The organism is Novosphingobium sp. BW1 (assembly GCF_008107685.1).
GTDB lineage: Bacteria > Pseudomonadota > Alphaproteobacteria > Sphingomonadales > Sphingomonadaceae > Novosphingobium.
In genome coordinates this window covers 310,726-326,044 of the sequence record NZ_VIRF01000041.1, presented here as the reverse complement: position 1 = coordinate 326,044, position 15,319 = coordinate 310,726, and the positions used below count along the sequence as shown (strand labels likewise).

The 15,319-nt window shown below is 64.9% G+C and carries 13 protein-coding genes and 1 pseudogene; 7 read left to right on the top strand and 7 right to left on the bottom strand.

Features of this window, described 5'->3' with window-relative positions; genetic code table 11:
• Window positions 1-20: 20 nt before the first annotated feature.
• Entirely contained in the window at window positions 21-1,202 is a 1,182-nt protein-coding gene (locus FMM79_RS03135; RefSeq protein ID WP_148626016.1) for a glycosyltransferase family 2 protein, read from the top strand.
• Between the two features lie 40 nt (window positions 1,203-1,242).
• Here FMM79_RS03135 and FMM79_RS03130 read toward each other — a convergent pair whose 3' ends face one another.
• Window positions 1,243-2,529 (bottom strand): phospholipid carrier-dependent glycosyltransferase, encoded by a 1,287-nt coding sequence (locus FMM79_RS03130; protein WP_148626014.1) that lies wholly within the window; start codon window positions 2,527-2,529, stop codon window positions 1,243-1,245.
• A gap of 101 nt (window positions 2,530-2,630) precedes the next feature.
• Between FMM79_RS03130 and metZ the strand changes: the two genes are divergently transcribed.
• The 5 genes from metZ to FMM79_RS03105 all read left to right on the top strand — a co-directional run bounded on the left by metZ (window position 2,631) and on the right by FMM79_RS03105 (window position 8,871).
• Window positions 2,631-3,839 (top strand): O-succinylhomoserine sulfhydrylase, encoded by a 1,209-nt coding sequence (metZ, locus tag FMM79_RS03125; protein WP_148626012.1) that lies wholly within the window; start codon window positions 2,631-2,633, stop codon window positions 3,837-3,839.
• Window positions 3,836-5,203 (top strand): PAS domain S-box protein, encoded by a 1,368-nt coding sequence (locus FMM79_RS03120; protein ID WP_162853534.1) that lies wholly within the window; start codon window positions 3,836-3,838, stop codon window positions 5,201-5,203. Before metZ ends, FMM79_RS03120 begins: the two co-directional genes overlap by 4 nt.
• Before the next feature lie 68 nt (window positions 5,204-5,271).
• Window positions 5,272-5,670, top strand: a complete 399-nt coding sequence (apaG, locus tag FMM79_RS03115; protein ID WP_148626008.1) for a Co2+/Mg2+ efflux protein ApaG — start codon at window positions 5,272-5,274, stop codon at window positions 5,668-5,670.
• A 78-nt stretch (window positions 5,671-5,748) separates the two neighbouring features.
• Window positions 5,749-6,552: a LysR family transcriptional regulator gene (locus FMM79_RS03110; protein WP_148626006.1), complete on the top strand. Its 804-nt coding sequence runs from the start codon at window positions 5,749-5,751 to the stop codon at window positions 6,550-6,552.
• 48 nt (window positions 6,553-6,600) lie between these two features.
• Window positions 6,601-8,871, top strand: coding sequence for a S9 family peptidase (locus FMM79_RS03105; RefSeq protein WP_148626004.1), 2,271 nt, complete (start codon window positions 6,601-6,603; stop codon window positions 8,869-8,871).
• Window positions 8,872-8,877: 6 nt separating this feature from the next.
• Here FMM79_RS03105 and FMM79_RS22045 read toward each other — a convergent pair.
• The 4 genes and pseudogenes from FMM79_RS22045 to FMM79_RS03085 all read right to left on the bottom strand — a co-directional run.
• Window positions 8,878-9,189, bottom strand: a pseudogene (locus tag FMM79_RS22045) (alpha/beta hydrolase family protein); the annotation flags it as partial.
• A 128-nt stretch (window positions 9,190-9,317) separates the two neighbouring features.
• Window positions 9,318-9,464, bottom strand: a complete 147-nt coding sequence (locus FMM79_RS22170) for a hypothetical protein (protein ID WP_148626001.1) — start codon at window positions 9,462-9,464, stop codon at window positions 9,318-9,320.
• A gap of 181 nt (window positions 9,465-9,645) precedes the next feature.
• Window positions 9,646-10,629 (bottom strand): zinc metalloprotease HtpX, encoded by a 984-nt coding sequence (gene htpX / locus FMM79_RS03090; RefSeq protein WP_205466437.1) that lies wholly within the window; start codon window positions 10,627-10,629, stop codon window positions 9,646-9,648.
• 110 nt (window positions 10,630-10,739) lie between these two features.
• Window positions 10,740-12,278 (bottom strand): LacI family DNA-binding transcriptional regulator, encoded by a 1,539-nt coding sequence (locus FMM79_RS03085; protein ID WP_162528425.1) that lies wholly within the window; start codon window positions 12,276-12,278, stop codon window positions 10,740-10,742.
• 175 nt (window positions 12,279-12,453) lie between these two features.
• On the opposite strand from FMM79_RS03085, the gene FMM79_RS03080 reads away from it, so the two are divergent.
• Window positions 12,454-13,647: an acyltransferase gene (locus tag FMM79_RS03080; protein WP_148625997.1), complete on the top strand. Its 1,194-nt coding sequence runs from the start codon at window positions 12,454-12,456 to the stop codon at window positions 13,645-13,647.
• 85 nt (window positions 13,648-13,732) lie between these two features.
• Here FMM79_RS03080 and FMM79_RS03075 read toward each other — a convergent pair whose 3' ends face one another.
• Window positions 13,733-14,224 carry a flavin reductase family protein gene (locus tag FMM79_RS03075; RefSeq protein ID WP_148625995.1) on the bottom strand — a complete coding sequence of 164 codons (492 nt, stop codon included), beginning with the start codon at window positions 14,222-14,224 and terminating at the stop codon, window positions 13,733-13,735.
• Window positions 14,221-15,174 carry a LysR family transcriptional regulator gene (locus tag FMM79_RS03070; RefSeq protein ID WP_148625993.1) on the bottom strand — a complete coding sequence of 318 codons (954 nt, stop codon included), beginning with the start codon at window positions 15,172-15,174 and terminating at the stop codon, window positions 14,221-14,223. Before FMM79_RS03070 ends, FMM79_RS03075 begins: the two co-directional genes overlap by 4 nt.
• Between the last annotated feature and the right edge of the window lie 145 nt (window positions 15,175-15,319).

Here is a 15,319-nt window from a genome sequence, read left to right as displayed (position 1 = left end):
CCGATTACAGTTCCGATTCCATGAACGATATCGCCTCGCCTGCTTTCGTCCCGGCTGATACGCCTCTGGCGACCCGGCCACTCGAACTCGCGATTGTCCTGCCCACCTATAATGAGCGTCGCAACATCGCGACGATGGTGGAGCGGATCGATCGCGAGCTTCAGGGCATCGCTTGGGAAGTTATCTACGTCGATGACAACAGCCCGGACGGCACGTCCGATGAGGTGCGCAAGATCGCACAGGCCGATCCGCGCGTGCGCTGTATCCAGCGTATCGGGCGGCGCGGGCTTGCCAGCGCCGCCATTGAGGGTATGTGCTCGACTTCTGCACCCTACGTTGCGGTGATGGACGCGGATCACCAGCACGACCCTGCGCTGCTCGTGGGCATGCTGGCCTCGCTCAAGACCGGCGAATACGACCTTGCCTACGCCTCGCGTTTTGCCGAAGGGGCGAGCACCGAGGCCTGGGGGCGGCCGGACCGTGTGAGGGTCTCCGGTTTTGCCAACCGGATTGCCAACAAGGTGACCGGCGTCGAGCTGACCGACCCGATGAGCGGCTTCTTCATGCTCCCCGCCGAGATCCTGCGTGCGGATGCGCACCGCCTCTCGGGCGTGGGCTTCAAGATCCTGCTCGATATTCTGGCGACCTCCGAAACGCCCTTGCGCGTCAAGGAATTTCCGCTCAACTTCGCGGCCCGCGCCGAGGGCGAAAGCAAACTGGACCAGACCGTAGTGTTTGAATTTCTCGTAGGCCTCTACGACAAGTGGCTCGGCCGGATCATCCCGACGCGTTTCGCGCTGTTCGGGACCGTCGGCGCTCTGGGCGTTATCGTCCAGTTCGCAGCGCTCTGGGTGCTCCTCCACGTCGTTTTCGGGGAGCGCTTCGTCTACGGTAACTGGTCGGAAAGTGCGGTCTTCAATACCGCGAATACGCTGGCCGCTGTCGTGGCTATGACGTTCAACTTCGTCCTCAACAACGAGCTGACCTATTCCGACAAGCGCCTGCGCGGCTTTAGCGCACTGCTGCGCGGCTGGGCTCAGTTCGCGCTGACCTGCTCGCTTGGCCTGCTGACCAATGTGGGGTCGGCTGCCGTGCTCAAGTCCATCGGTTTCCACGACTTCGTGGCCGTTCTGGTAGGCATCATCCTGGGCGCGGTCTGGAATTTCGCCCTGTCGTCCAAGTTCGTCTGGGGCAAGTACTGATCCTGCTACGCCGGGGGCTCCCCTTGAGCCCCCGGCGGCTTTAGCGCCAGCTCGGCAGCCACATCCAGACGTTGTAGAACTGGCGCGTTGGCAGGGGCAGCCCCGAGAGGATCGGGAAGAAGCTCAGGAACAGCAGGGCCGAAAGCGCCGGAATGCCCACCCCCAACCAGCGCCATCGACCGCGCCGGGCCAGCAGTGGCTCGAGCGCAAAGGCCAGGAGGCCCATCAGGAAGGCGCCTGGCAGAAGGTAGTGGTAATAGAACTGCACGGGCTTGCCGTTGATCGCCCAGACGCCAAGGCAGAGTGTGTAAAGCGCAAGGAGCAGCGCCACGTCCCAGCGCCGCCGGAAGAGGATCGCCCACAGTCCCCAGACCAGCGCGCCAAGACCAGCCAGCATCGAGAGCGGGTTGCCCAGCATCACGATGCCGCGCTGGGAACCATCGATCACTTTGAAAAGATACCAGATATCGCGCCAGTCGGTGACCCACATGTACCAGTACGAGCGGTAGGGGTGGGGCTTCTTAACGCTGTCCTGTAGGCGGATCATGTATTCGTGCTGCTCAATGAAGCCGGTAAACCAGATAGGCCGGTCGGCGTAGAACATCGCGGGCAGGTAGGTCAGCCAGTAGACGCCCAAGGGGAAGAGGCCGAGCCAGAAGGCGGCCTCGAGAAGCGAGATCCCTGGGATCGTTCCGGCACCGCCCTTGCGCCCCTTGAAGAAGGGCCCGCCTTCGGCAAGCCGCAGGGCGAGAAAGGCAAGACCCGGCACCATCAACGCGGGGGCGCTTGACCATTTGGCGCCGAGCGAGAGCCCCATGGCCAGTCCGGCGGCGAGCAGGTGGCCGCGCGCGCTCTTCGTACCCGAGGCTCTGAGCGCGGCGGCAAATTGCCACAGGCCCACCATGCACAGCCCCGCCTCGATCATGTCGAGCATGGCGATGCGGCTCTGCACGAACCACATGAAGTTGGTAGCGAGCAGGACCATGCCCAAGATCGTCGCGCGGCGCCTGTGCGACACATGCCACAGGAATCGCCCGAAACCGAACAGACCCAGCGCACCTGCCAGCACCGGCCCCAGCCGCCAGGCCAGCGGCGTGTCGCCCAGCAGCCAGATGAAGCCTGCGATCACTTCCTTGCCGAACATGGGGTGTTCGCGATTGGCGGGCACCAGGTCCAGGAGCTTGCGGGCTGCGGGCACGTAATGGATCTCGTCGAAGTAGAACTCGACGGGGAAGGTGATGCGCCAGAGCAGCAGCGCCAGGAATGCGAAGGCGATCGCGGTGCACCACAGCAGGGGATCGCGGTCGGGACGGGAATTGAGCGACATCTGTTGAGCGGGATAGGCGTTGGTCGGGGCGGGCGCAAGCAGGGGCGTGTTGCGTTGCAGTCGCTTGCGCCGACTCGTCTGGCCTCCTAGAGCGTTGCACCATGAAACGTACGACTGGACAGGACCGCAGTAAGACCCGCCTCTGGCGCCCCGCAACCAAGGCCATTCGCGGAGGCACCTGGCGCTCCGAAATGGGCGAGACCAGCGAGGCGATGTTCCTGACCTCGGGGTACAGCTACGACAACGCTGGTACTGCCGCCGCGCGCTTCATGGGCGAGGACGACGGCATGACCTACTCGCGCCTGCAGAACCCCACCGTGCAGATGCTAGAAGAACGCATCGCGCTCATGGAAGGGGGCGAGGCGTGCCGCACCCAGGCCTCGGGCATGTCGGCCATGACCACAGCGCTCCTGTGTCAGCTCTCGGCCGGCGATCACATGGTGTCCGCCCGCGCCGCCTTCGGTTCGTGCCGCTGGCTGGGCGACAGTCTGCTGCCGCGCTTCGGCATCGACGTGACCGTCGTCGACGCGCGCGACACCAAGGCCTGGGAAGAGGCGATCCGCCCCAACACCAAGGTCTTCTTCTTCGAAACCCCGGCGAACCCGACAATGGACGTTGCCGATCTGGCCGCCATCGCCGAGATCGCCAAGGCGCATGGCATCACCACCGTCGTCGACAACGCTTTTTGCACCCCCGTACTGCAGCGCCCGCTCGAATACGGCATCGACGTGGTGGCCTATTCGGCAACCAAGATGATGGACGGGCAGGGCCGGGTTCTCGCCGGTGCGGTCTGTGGTTCCGAAGAATTCATCAACGACAAGCTGCTGCCCTTCCAGCGCAACACCGGCCCCAACCTTTCGCCCTTCAATGCCTGGGTGGTGATGCACGGCCTGGAAACGCTGGACCTTCGCGCGAAGCGTCAGAGCGAGAACGCGCTCAAGATGGGCCAGTTCATCGAAGGCCGCGTCAAGCGTGTGCTGCACCCCTGGCTCGACAGCCACCCACAGAAGGGCCTAGCGCAAAAGCAGATGGACGCCTGTGGTCCGATCTTCGCTTTCGAAGTCGAAGGTGGGCGCGAGAAGGCGCATGCGCTCCTCGATGCGCTCGAACTGGTCGACATCTCGAACAACATCGGTGATGCGCGTTCGCTGATGTGCCACCCGGCCTCGACCACCCACCACAACATGGGCCCCGAGGGCCGTGAGGCGATGGGCATTTCCGAAGGCATGCTGCGTTTCAACGTCGGGCTTGAGGATATCGACGATCTGATCGAGGACATCGATCAGGCGCTGAACCGGGCGGGGCTCTGAGCACGCTCGCCCACGGAGCCGACCCGGCGGCGCTTCTTGCAGCCATTGTGGAGTCGAGCGACGACGCCATTGTCGGGAAGAGGCTGGACGGCACGATTCTCAGCTGGAACGCGGCCGCCGAGCGCGTTTTCGGCTGGCCGCACGACGAGATCGTCGGGCGCAACATCCGCACGCTGATCCCCGAGGACCGGCAGGACGAGGAGGACGCGATCATCGCGCGGATTCGGCAGGGCCTGCGCATGCCGACCTTCGAGACCGTGCGCCTGCGCAAGGATGGTAGTCTGGTCGACGTCGCGGTAACCGTCTCACCGCTGCTCGACCGCGATGGCAAGGTCGTCGCGGCCAGCAAGATCGCGCGTGACATTTCGGACCAGAAGGCCACTCAGCGTCGGCTTGCCGAGAGCGAGCAGCGTTTTCGGCTCCTCGCCGACAACATAAGCCAGTTGGCTTGGATCGCGGACAGCAAGGGGGCGATCTTCTGGTACAACAAGCGCTGGTTTGACTACACCGGCACAACGCTGGAAGACATGAAGGGGTGGGGCTGGCAGAGTGTCCACCATCCGGGCTACGTCGAGGGCGTGGTTGCGCGGATCAGCGCCTGCTTCCGTTCCGGCGCGGACTGGGAAGACACCTTTCCCCTGCGCTCGGCCAAAGGGGAATGGCGCTGGTTCCTTTCCCGGGCGAAGCCTATCCGGGATGCGGATGGGGCGATCGTTTTCTGGTTCGGCACCAACACCGACGTGACTGAAATGCGCGATGCCGAACAGCGCATCGAACTGCTCCTTCAGGAGGTCAACCATCGCTCCAAGAACATGCTGGCGATCATCCAGTCGCTGGCGCGGCGCAGCGATGCCAGCCGGCCCGATTTCATCGAGCGCTTGGAGCAGCGTATCCGCGGACTCGCCGCCAACCAGGACGTGCTGGTGCGCCGGGCCTGGTCAGACATTCCAGTCATGGAGATGATCGAGGCGCAGCTACGCTCGCTGGGCGAGCAGCGCGCGCAGGTTTCGTGCGAAGGGCCCGACATGATGCTCTCGCCGGGCGCAGCCGAGGCGCTTGCCATGGCGCTGCACGAGATGGGCACGAACGCGCTCAAGTACGGCGCGCTTTCCGACCCGGGCGGACGGGTCACAATTTCCTGGGCGCGCGAACCGGCACCCTCGGGCCAGGAGGAGGATGCTATCTTCCGTATTCGCTGGTGCGAGCGCGGAGGACCGGCGGTAGAGGCGCCGCAGCAGAAGGGCTTTGGAACCCGCATCATCGTTGACGTGCCGCGGGTCAAACTCAATGCAAACGTGATGACATCTTACGATTCCGCCGGTTTCTGCTGGCAACTCGAATGCCGTGCGGCCGAACTCGACTAGCGTGCACAAGGTACCGGAACGTGGGTAACGAGGTTGTCCCGGCGTGCTTTTGTCGCTACTCTAGATCCATGAAAGAACTGTTTCAGCATGCCGCCATTTCCGAAGGCGTGACGGTTCGCGTCGCGGTGAACTTCCTTCCTGAGCAATCGCGGATCGAAGCGGGCAAATGGTTCTGGGTATACCACATCCGTATCGAGAACGGCACGGAAGGTATCATCAAGCTGATGAGCCGCCACTGGCGCATCACCGATGGCAACGGCGAAGTCAGCGTGGTCGATGGCGACGGGGTTGTAGGCGAACAGCCGGTCCTCGCGCCCGGTGCCTCGCACGATTACGTGTCCGGGTGCCCTTTGCCCACGCCCCAGGGCAGCATGGAAGGTCACTACATCTTCCGCCGCGACGACGGTTCCGAACTGCAGACACAGATCCCGTTCTTTCCGCTCGCCGCTCCCGCGACGGCGGGCTGATTTTTTCGCACGTTACAGGAAGGCCAAAGCGGTGCGGAGCGGCTTGCCCGTGGCCGCGCCTAGGCCTAGAAAAACGCTATGAAGCGTTCGCACCTGCCCTTGAATGCCTTGCGCGTCTTCGACGCGGCGGCCCGACACCTCTCCTTTACCCGCGCAGCGGATGAATTGGCGGTGACGCCTGCGGCCGTCGGCCAGCAGATCCGTGCGCTCGAGGATGTCCTGGGCGTTGTCCTCTTTCGCCGCACCAGCAAGGGCCTTGAGCTCACCGATGAGGCGGGGGCGGGGCTTGCCGCGCTGCGCAGCGGGTTTCTTCAGTTCGAGGATGCGGTGCAGTCGATGCAGGCGGGCCAGTCGAGCCTTGTCTACACGATCGCTGCTCCGCGCGAATTCTTCGCGGCCTGGCTGGCGCCGCGCCTCGCCGCGTTCCGCAAGGCCAACCCGCAGGTGCGCTATGCGCTTGTCGATGGTGAGATGACCGACTTTACCGAGGCCAATCTCGATCTTGCCGTGCGCTGGATCGACGGGCCCGGCGATCTGGAAGGGGTGCAATTGGGCACTGCCGACTGGGTCGAGATCGGCGAGGGCGACTGGATCGGCTGGCCGGGCGATCCCGATCCGTGCGGTCAGGGAGAGGGCAGCGAAGAGAACAAGCCCCCGATCATCGTCAGCGATGCTGGACAGGCCGTTGCTGCGGCGAACGCGGGCATGGGCCGCGTGCGCGTGCCCGCGCTTCTGGCACAAGGACTTGCCAACTGGAGCGCGCAGGAACTGGAAGCAAAGGCTAAGCCCTGTAGGCGCGCGTACTGGCTGCTGGCCCCGCGCCCGCAATGGCGCCAGAAGAAGGTCAAGGACCTGGTGGCGGCGCTGACCACTGCGGATTGAGGCGCGCGGGCATCTGGCATCGCCCGCCCAGTCTGCTATTCCCCTTCCATGAGAACACGACATCTGCTGATGGCTGGCCTTGTCGCCGCCCTGCCGGTTGCCCTGCCGACCCTGTCCTTCGCCAAGGCGGATACCGCCGGAAAGACGTCCATGCCTCAATCGACTTCCGCTGCCACGCTCGATTTCACGCGTGTCTTTGCCAGTCCTGCGCTCAATGGCCTGAGCCCGCGCCAGGTCCGCATTTCGCCTGATGGCCGTTACCTGACGCTGCTGCGCAACCGCCCGGACGACCGTGAGCGCTATGACCTGTGGGGATATGACCGCAAGGGCGGGGAATGGCGCATGCTGGTCGATTCGCTGTCGCTGGGGACGGGCCGCGAGCTCAGCGAGGCCGAGAAGATGCAGCGCGAACGCCAGCGCATTGGCGACCTCAAGGGGATCGTCGACTACGCCTGGAACGAGGATTCGGCCTCCCTGCTGGTGCCGCTCGACGGGGACCTCTTCCTCGCCGGGCTCGATGGCAAGGTCACCCGCCTGACCGACGACGAAGGCGATGAACTGAACCCCGCGCTCAGCCCGTCGGGGACGTATGTGTCCTATGTGCGTGGCGGCCGCCTCCTGGTGGGCAAGACGGGCCGGTCGCAGAAACCGGTCACGCCCGAGGAAACGTCCCAAACTGTCCACTGGGGCGAAGCCGAGTTCGTCGCCCAGGAAGAAATGGCGCGCCTTACCGGCTATTGGTGGGCTCTCGACGAGGCGCACATCGCGGTCGAGCGCTACGACGAGGCCCCGGTCGGGATCGTCCAGCGCGCGGCCATCGGCGCCGAGGGCACCAAGATCTACGCGCAGCGCTATCCTGCCGCTGGCACCCCCAACGTCCTTGTCTCGCTCCATGTGATGAAGCCCGATGGTTCGGCCCGCGTCGAGGTGGACCTGGGCGCGGACCCGGACATATACATCGCGCGCGTCAACTGGTCGCGCGATGGCAAGACGCTTTACGTCCAGCGCCAGAATCGCGCGCAGGACCGGCTCGACATGCTTGCGGTCGATCCCGCAACCGGCACCTCGCAGGTGCTCTTTAGCGAAACGGCGGCTGAGGGCAGCTGGATCAACCTGTCGGACAGCTACCGCTTCCTCAAGGACGGCAGTCTTGTGTGGTGGTCCGAGCGCAGCGGCTTTGGCCATCTCTACCGCTTCAAGGACGGTGCATGGACGGCGCTTACCAGCGGCAACTGGGAAGTCTCCAGCCTTGTCGGCGTGGACGAGGCCAAGGGCCGCGTTATCTTCACCGGAACGCGTGACGATGTGCTGGCGCCCCAGGTCTATGTGATCGATCTGGAAAATCCCGGCACGCCTGAGCGCCTGACCGAGCTCGAATGGGCCAATTCGGCGGCCGCCAGCCAGGACGCCTCGACACTGGTCATCTCGCGTTCCTCGCCCGATCAGCCGCCGCAGAGCTACATTGCCGATGGCACCGGCACGCGTCTCGCCTGGGTGGAAGAGAACAAGCTCGACGCCGAGCATCCTTACGCGCCTTACCTTGCCAGCCACCGGGCTCCCAGCTTCGGGACGGTGGAGGCCGAGGATGGTTCGGACCTGCACTGGATGATGATCACGCCGGAACTGAAGCCGGGCAAGACCTATCCCGTCTTCTTCGAGCACTACGGCGGCCCGCACGTTCAGACTGTGTCGAAGGCCTGGCTGGGCGCGCGTCCGCAGGCGATAGTCGACAAGGGCTTCATCTACTTCCGCCTCGACAACCGGGGCAGTGCGCATCGCGGCGTGGAATTCGAGAAGCAGATTCGTGAGGCCATGGGCACCGTCGAGGTGGCCGACCAGAAGGCGGGTGCGCAGTATCTCAGGACGCTCGACTTCGTCGATCCGGACAAGATCGTGACCTACGGCTGGTCCTATGGTGGCTACATGACGCTCAAGATGCTGGAAGCGGACCAGGGGCTTTACGCCGCCGGTATCTCTGGCGCGCCAGTGACCAAGTGGGAGCTCTACGACACCCACTATACCGAGCGCTACATGGGCGACCCGCGCCAGGTGCCCGAGGCCTATGCCGCGTCGGCCGCCATTGAGGATGCGCCGAAGATTGCCGATCCTCTGCTGCTGATCCACGGCATGGCCGATGACAATGTCGTCTTCGAAAATTCGACCGCGCTGGCTGCAAAGCTCCAAAACGAGGCGAAGCCCTTCGAAATGATGTTCTACCCTGGCCACACCCATTCGGTCGGTGGCCCGAAGATCAGCGTCCATGTCTGGAACACAATCTTCGACTTCCTCGAACGACATGGCATCACGGGCGAGGATTGAGCCTTTTCAACGCGTGCGGACGAGCTTTTGGGAAGGGTTGTCCGCCGGGTTGCGCTTGGCCAGGAACGCGCCGAGCGTTTCGTACCAACTGGCCTTGTTCTTCGATTCCGAGAAACCGTGGCCTTCATCCTGGAAGATCAGCGTCTGCATCGCGACGTTCGCCTGTTTGGCGGCCTTCTCGAGCAGATAGAACTGGCTGTGGGGGACACGGCCGTCCTTCTTGCCATGGGTGACGAGGATGGGGCGCGTACGCCGAGCGATCTGGTAGGTCGGAGATACGTCCTCGAAACGGAAGCTATCCTCGTTTCCCTCCAGCCGTTCCCGCCAGCGCCGCTTCCCACGTGAGAAGAAATGCTGGCGCTGGTGGCGAAACTGGCAGGCCTATTCGGTACCCCCGGCAAAGCTGGCCGCGAAGCGGTAGCGCTCGGGATTGCGGATGACGCCCCCTAGTGCGGCGTAGCTGCCATAGTTGCTGCCACGAGGCACGCGCGCGCCCGATCGGCAATGCCCTGTGCCACCAGCCATTCCATCCCGTCGTCGAGGTCGTCCTGCATGCCGCGTCCGATCTGGTCGCGGCCGAGTTCCTCGAACATTTCGCCATAGCCGTCCGATCCCAGGTAATTGGGTTGCAGGGGCCTTGGGGAGCGTCAGGTCGGCGTGGATCGCCGTGCCGTCGGGCGCGGGATGGGAGACGATGCGGGCTCGGGCGAGGGGCTGTCCAGATCACGCCCCTTGATTGTCTGGACGACTTCGCCGCAGTGTCCAGTGCGCAGGTCAGCGCCAGCGGTTAGGATCGAGTGCGGAGCGCCCGGGTGTGCTCTTGCGCGAGGAGGGTACCGAGGGGCGGTTCCCACCTGCGTTCGCCGACGAGGGCGCGGGAGAGTGCGGCGCCGCCTCGAGGTGTTCGCCCGAGGCGTGGCGCACGATCCGGCTTGCGCCCTCCATTGCCATCAGCGCGGCGATGCGCTTCTCCGTGGCGGGGTGTGTGGAGAAGAGGTCCGAGACGCTGGAGGGAACGATATAAAGCTGCGCCGCCGCCGGGTTGCGTTCCACGGCGGGGTTTCGGGTATGCGCGGCGGGCCCGGCGATCTTGGAGAGCGCCGAGGCAAGCGCCTGCGGGGCGCCGCAGATCTCCGCGCCGGCCTTGTCTGCCCCGTATTCACGAGTGCGACTGATCGCCATCTGGACGATCACCGCAGCAAAGGGAGCCATGAACACGGCGGCAATGGCCGCGACCGGGTTGGGCCGATCCTCCCCCCCGCCATGTCCGAAGAACAGGCCAAAATTGGCCAGCATCGAGATGGCGCCCGCGATCGTCGCAACCATCGTCATGATGAGCGTGTCACGGTTGCGCACGTGGCCCAGTTCATGGGCCATGACGGCGGCCACTTCGTCTTCGTCCAGCATGTCGAGAAGGCCTGCGGTGGCTGCGACAGCCGCGTTTTCGGGATTGCGGCCGGTGGCAAAGGCGTTGGGGGCAGGAGTGTCCACGATGTAGACCCGCGGCATCGGCAGCCCGGCGTTGTGGGCAAGGCGTTCGATCATGCGGTAGAATTGCGGCGCGCTCCCGGCGTCGACCTCGCGCGCGTTGTGCATGCGAAGGACGATGCGGTCCGCATTCCAGAAGGTGAACAGGTTCATGCCCGCAGCCACGAGCAGAGCCAGCATGGCGCCACCGGCTCCTCCGAAGAGGTAGCCCAGCCCCATGAAAAGCGCGGTCAGCGCCGACAGCAGCATGACTGTCTTCAAACCGTTCACGGCTTCATCAACTCCTTGTGTTTCGTGAAACTTCGTCCCGTTGAATCTAGGGTGCGCACGGCCCGTTTCAATCGCAGCAACAATCGGTAAAAATTGGGCAGAAGGCACACTCAGGTCGTGGAGAGCGAGGTCCTGCCGTCCTCTTGTGTACCCTTGCGGGGGGCCACCGATCCGCGTTCGATGAGGCGGGCCCCGAAATGTGGAGGCGCGGCATCGTCCGCGATCTCGCGTGGGTTTGCCTGCAAGCGGCGAACAGCCTCGTGGCCGAGTGCCGCCCACGGGATCTGCATCGAGGTGAGTGGTGGGCAGGTCATCTGGGCCAGCGGGGTGTCGTCGAAGCCGATCACGGAAAGCTCGTCGGGAACCGTGATCCGCGCTTCAGTGGCCGCGTGAAGGATACCGGCGGCCATGGCATCGTTGCAGGCGATGATGGCGCTGGGGCGCGGGCTGACTTCGAGAAGCACCCGGCCCGCCGCGAGCCCCGAGGCGAAGGAATTGTCGCCCGGCTCGATCAGGGCTGCGCCTCGGTCGAGGCCGTGGTCGGCCATGGCATCGAGATAGCCCAGTTCGCGCGCTTGGGCGAGGCGGGCGCCTTCCGGACCGCCGACCAGTCCGATGCGGTCGTGGCCAAGCGCGACAAGCCACGCGACAGCCTGCGCCATCGCCGCCCGGTCCGCGCTGCAAAGTCCCGCGCCATCGGGTGTGGGGCCGAGCCGAATGCAGGGTGTTCCTGCATGCCTGCAGGCCTCCACGATCATATCGTCTTGCGCCAGGGGGGGAAGCAGGACAACGCCGCTGGGATTGTGCCGGGTCAGGAATGTGTGGAGCTGCGCCGGGTGGCGGCCAGCCGGGCCTTGGAGCGGCTGGATGAGAAGCGCAAATTCGCCCCCGGCCATGGCGGCGAGCATTCCGTCCTCCACCTGCTCGACGCGGGCGCGCTCATCCCCGGTGTGAATGAGCGCGAGGAGAAAGTTGCGCCGCAGCGCCAGCGCGCGCGCCTGCGCGTTGGGGACGAAGCCTGTCTCCTCGATCACGCGGCGCACGCGTGCGCGCATCGTATCGCTGAGAAGCGGGCTGTCGTTGAGATAACGGCTGACCGTCTTGGTCGAGACGCTGGCAAGCCGGGCAATATCGTTGATGGTGAGGCGCCCGTCATCCGCCATGCCACCGGTCGCGGACAGGATGTCCGTTGCGGGATCTTCAGCCGGGAGACGCGGCGAGGGGGCTTCCGGTTCAGGGAGAGGCGGCCGGGATGGCGGCGCGTCCGATGTATGTGCGGCGTCGTCCTTGACCGCCGCGTGCGCGGGCACTTCGCAGGGCTCAGGCTCAGGCTCAGGCTCAGGCTCACGCTCACGCTCACGCTCGGGCGCTGCTGCCTGCTCTGACTCCAGAGCCGGTTCCGATGCCTGAGACGCCTCCCTTTCCAGCTGCGGACCTGCGAGCCCGATTTCACGCAGCACGGCCGCGACACGTGTGCGCATACGTGTGCCCAGCAAGGTCGGGTCCTTGAAGAAGCGCCGAATTGTCTGGCCCGAGACGCCGGCGAGACCGGCCAGTTCCGCCACGGTGAGATGGGTGGGTGGGCCGGGCGCTCTGGTGTCTCCGGTTTCGGATGGCGGTTCAGTAGAAGTGGGGTCGGACTTGGCCATGCAGGGACTGGTGCCCCGTCCTGACAGCGCTGGCCAAAGGTGTTCGATCCGAAACGGAACGGTTCGTTCCCACATGGGCGGCCCCATGCGTGCCGAGGCGGCAATTGCGCCGCCTGATGAACCCGCCTAAAGGACCACCTTCCTGCCGCCCGCTCGGCTCTGACATGGTACCTGGATGACTCCCGCCCCTTCACAGCGTCACTACGGAATGGACTGGCTGCGCATTGGTGCGTTCATCCTCCTGATCTTCTACCACGTGGGCTATTCCTTTACTGCCTGGGGTTACCAGACGCCTACGCGGGGCGTGGTGTGGTGGGCCGAGATTCCGCTTCTGGGCATGAGCGCCTGGCGCCTCGCGCTCCTCTTCGCGATCTCGGGCTACGCCAGCGCGGCGCTGCTGGCGCGCGACAAGGGGCAGGTGTCGGAGTTCGGATGGAGCCGGATCAAGCGCCTGGGTATTCCGCTGGCCTTCGGGCTGATCGTGGTGGTTCCGCCCCAGCCCTACATGGGGCTCGTCAACAGCGGGTACGAGCACGACTACGTCTACTACTTCCTGCACGACGCCTTCAGCTTCCAGAAGATCCGCTATGAATACGTACCGCGCATCATGCACCTGTGGTTTGTTATTCACCTGCTGGCCTACACGCTGGCGATGTGCGGGATTATGCTGGTGCTGCCCGCGTCCTGGCAGGCGGCGCTGCGCCTTGGTTTCGAGCGGCTCTTTGCCGGACCGCTGCTGATCCCGGCAGGCATCCTGCTGGTCTACCTGGTGCGCAATTACGTGCCCTATGGCTGGACCGACATGCACAACCTGCTGAACGACCGCGCGGCACACCTCCATTATGGGGGCATGTTCCTGTTCGGCTTTCTCCTGCGCGGCTCGTCCGAGCTGCGCGCTTCGATTGCGCGCCAGTGGCCGATTGCCGCCGTACCCGCGCTGGCCGGGTTCTTCTGGGTCGCGTGCGATTCCTGGCTCTACCCGGGCCGCATCGCGACACCGCAGGAATGGCGCCATGCGCTGATACTCGCCAAGTCGGTGGAGAGTTGGTCTGCGGTCATCGCCCTGTTCGGGATCGCCGACCGCTTCTGGAACTTCAACCACCCTTGGCGCCAGACGCTGTCCGAGGCGGTGTTCCCGGTCTACATCGCGCACCAGACGATCATGGTGCTCGTCATGTACCCGATCCGCGACTGGGGGCTGACCGCGCTCCCCGAATTTGCAATCCTGTGCGGTTCGGTAGCGGTCGGTTCCTGGCTGTTCTACCTTATCGGGCGCGAAGTTGGGCCGCTCCGCCCGCTGATCGGCCTCAAGCGGCACAAGACCCATCGCCTGCCCAAAGCCGATCCGGCGCCCGCGCCCCGCAGTTGAGGCGGACCGGCATCGGTCCATGAAAAAGGCCGCGCCTCCCATGTGGGGGGCGCGGCCTTTTTCGGTTTCACCTTGTCTGCAGTGCTTACATGCGCTCGGCAAAACCGCCGTAACGGCCACGGTGGAAAAGCATGGGGTCATCGTTGCGCACGGTTTCCATGCGCAGGACGCGGCCCAGCACGAACCAGTGATCGCCCGCCTCGGTGACCGAGTAGAGCTCGCACTCGATGCTGGCGATGGTATCGGCGATGACGGGCAGCTTGTTGTCCGAGAGGACATAGTCGACGCCAACGAACTTCTCGGCGCCCTTGGCCGCGACCGAGCGGCACACGTCCTGCTGGTCCGAGCCCATGACATTCACGCAGAAGTGGCCGTGCTTTTCGATCAGCGGCCAGGACGAGGACGACTTGTCCGGGAAGAAGCCGACAAGCGGGGGATCGAGCGAGACAGAGGTGAACGAGCCGACGACCATGCCGGCCGGCTTCTCGCCGTCCAGCGCGGTGATGACGCACACACCCGTCGGGTAGCTGCCGAGGACCTTGCGGAATTCGGCCGGATCGATCGTGGTTGTCGTCAAGATGGGAGTTCCTTTTTACGTGCGTTTTCGGGCGCGGCGCGTGCGCTTCGCGGCATGAGGACCTCCTCGCCCGCACGGACCGTTTCGTCAAGCCATTGCCGGAAGGCGCGGATGCGCGGCAAACGGCGGATATCCTCGTGTGTGACGAACCAGAAGGCGCGTTCTAACCGAACGTCGGACAGCACCGGGACGAGGCGCGGATCGGCGTGTGCGATGAAGGCGGGGAGCACGCCGACACCGGCCCCGTTGGCGATGAGACTGTACTGCGCTGTGATGCTGGGCGCGCGCAGGCTGGCTTTGAGTGCGGGATGGACCTCGTCGAGATAGCGCAGTTCGGGCGCGTGGAGCCGGTCGGGGATGTAGCCCACAAGGCGATGCCCTTCGAGGAGATCGGCGGGCGCCTGGGGAACCCCGTGCCCGGCAAGGTAGTCCGCCGAAGCGTAGAGGCCGAGCGCATAGTCGGCGAGCTTGTGCGCGACGAGCGGGCCCTTGCGTGGCCGGGCCAGGACAATGGCGACATCGGCCTCGCGCCGCCCGGGACTGAGCGCCTCGCCGGGCGCGGAGACAAGGTCGATCGACAGGCCGGGGTGAAGCGACTGGAAATGCGCGAGGCGGGGGCTGAGAAAATCGGTTGCAAAGCCTTCCGGTGTGCCGATCCGCAAGGTGCCGGTCAGCCCGTCCTCGCCTTCGCCCGATCCCGTGATACCGGCCGCAGCGCGGTCCATCTGTTCGACCGCGGTCAGCAGGGTCTCACCCGCTTCGGTGAGGACCTGTCCGGTGCGGGTCTGCTCGAAGAGGGTGGTGCCCAGCGCGGCTTCGAGGCGGCGCAGGCGGCGGCCCATTGTGGTCGGGTTCACGCCGAGGCGGCGGGCCGCACGGGCTAACTGGCCACTGCGGGCGATGGCGAGGAAGGCCTGGTAGTCGCTCCAGTCGGCGTCGGGAATGGGCATGGGGTAGCTTGCGTCCGCGGCTGTGTTAATGGCTGCAAATTTGCAGGTTAGTATTACAAAAACGCACCTTGCCTGCAAATAGTGTCGATCCTATCCCGGCCGTAACCGGACGAAAAAAGAAGCGGTACAGCACATTTGGGGGCGT

Bases quoted from the DNA above. Each gene is read 5' to 3' on its own strand.
- FMM79_RS03135 (WP_148626016.1), top strand. From the start codon at position 21: ATGAACGATATCGCCTCGCCTGCTTTCGTCCCGGCTGATACGCCTCTG.
- apaG (WP_148626008.1), top strand. From the start codon at position 5,272: ATGAAAGAACTGTTTCAGCATGCCGCCATTTCCGAAGGCGTGACGGTT.
- FMM79_RS03110 (WP_148626006.1), top strand. From the start codon at position 5,749: ATGAAGCGTTCGCACCTGCCCTTGAATGCCTTGCGCGTCTTCGACGCG.
- FMM79_RS03080 (WP_148625997.1), top strand. From the start codon at position 12,454: ATGACTCCCGCCCCTTCACAGCGTCACTACGGAATGGACTGGCTGCGC.
- metZ (WP_148626012.1), top strand. From the start codon at position 2,631: ATGAAACGTACGACTGGACAGGACCGCAGTAAGACCCGCCTCTGGCGC.
- FMM79_RS22170 (WP_148626001.1), bottom strand. From the start codon at position 9,464: ATGTTCGAGGAACTCGGCCGCGACCAGATCGGACGCGGCATGCAGGAC.
- FMM79_RS03105 (WP_148626004.1), top strand. From the start codon at position 6,601: ATGAGAACACGACATCTGCTGATGGCTGGCCTTGTCGCCGCCCTGCCG.
- FMM79_RS03070 (WP_148625993.1), bottom strand. From the start codon at position 15,174: ATGCCCATTCCCGACGCCGACTGGAGCGACTACCAGGCCTTCCTCGCC.
- FMM79_RS03130 (WP_148626014.1), bottom strand. From the start codon at position 2,529: ATGTCGCTCAATTCCCGTCCCGACCGCGATCCCCTGCTGTGGTGCACC.
- FMM79_RS03085 (WP_162528425.1), bottom strand. From the start codon at position 12,278: ATGGCCAAGTCCGACCCCACTTCTACTGAACCGCCATCCGAAACCGGA.